General features: G+C 40.4%; 1 protein-coding gene. It reads right to left on the reverse strand.

The annotated features are described in order from the left end of the window. Positions 1-44 precede the first annotated feature (44 nt). Positions 45-1,226: an integrase core domain-containing protein gene (locus BUB08_RS19930; protein WP_073003685.1), complete on the reverse strand. Its 1,182-nt coding sequence runs from the start codon at positions 1,224-1,226 to the stop codon at positions 45-47. Between the last annotated feature and the right edge of the window lie 92 nt (positions 1,227-1,318).

Consider the following 1,318-nt stretch of genomic DNA (forward strand, 5'->3'; position numbering starts at 1 on the left):
ATGTTCGTTAAGGCACATGGTTAACAAAGTTAAAGTCACATGAGTTACACTAAATTCGTGCTCAGCCTTGTAATATTTTGTTTATCACGAATATCTTTTTCATTAAAGTAACCTAAAAATACATTACGGTAAAATACTTTCCAAACTCCGTTTCCAATTTCTTCAGCAGCTACTTGTCTGCCTATCAATCCACTTGACATATACACCCAGTAATAAGCTTTCCATCGCATTGCCCCGCTTTTTGAAACATTCATTGTTTTCATGTGTGCCGGATAGATATATGGTTCAATTTTCTCAGGGAAAGGCTTGTTTGAGAATTGGTGGGCCTGAGCAGGGGTTTTCATATCCAGGGCTTCATGTGGCCTTATTGAGTTATATTCTTTTACAAAATAGTTCAATTTCCTTTGTTGAGAACGTAAATCGAATGCAGAAGGTGAGGCACAGGCAGCTTTCAGGTCGCGGTGCATCCGTTCGTGCCTTCCGTTCTGTTCGGGGTGTGCCGGGTCTGAAAACACGGGTAGTACCCCCAGGTCGATAAACCAGTACGACAATGTGGTAAAGCGCTGGATGGCGGATACGGAACCAAAGGGTATCCCGTTGTCGGTATGTACCTGTTTTGGCAGTCCGAACTTTCTGAACACCCTTGTAAACTCTTCTTTTACGGATTTGTAATTTTCTTTGTGATGAGCTTTTGCAGTAAACAGAAACCGGCTTTTAGAGTCGGCAATAGTTAAGGGGTGGCAGTATTTTTTGTTGCCCATTAAAAACTTGCCCTTGTAATCCGCACTCCAGACTTCGTTGCAGTCTTTTGGGTCAAATATCGGGTACAGGGGTTTTACCCTACGCAAGCGTTTCTGGGGGCATACCAGTCCGTTTCGGGATAAAATGTTGTGAACCGTAACCACCGAGGGGATTTGTTTTTCAGGAAAGTCGTTAAACAACAATATCCTTAATTTTTTAGCTCCCCAACGTTGATGTTTATCCTTTAAACATAGAATTCTTTTTTCTATTTCTTTGTTTGTCCGGTTGGGATGGTTTATAGGTGCTTTATCCTTCATACGGAGGCCTTCAATCCCAAATTTTTCATAGCGCTGAATCATCCTGTACGCAGTTGTCCGGGATATTCCGAATCCTTTACATAACTCTGTGATGGTATATTTGCCAGAGTTCCATTCACAAATAAATTCTACTTTTTCTTCCATAATAGTTTTTTCTTTCCAAGGCATGGCAATTTGATTTTTATATCAAATTACAAACTTTGAAAAGTGTAAACTATGTCCCTTTAACTTTGTAACGGATGTCCCTTTATCGTACCAAA

Source organism: Mariniphaga anaerophila, assembly GCF_900129025.1.
Lineage (GTDB): Bacteria > Bacteroidota > Bacteroidia > Bacteroidales > Prolixibacteraceae > Mariniphaga > Mariniphaga anaerophila.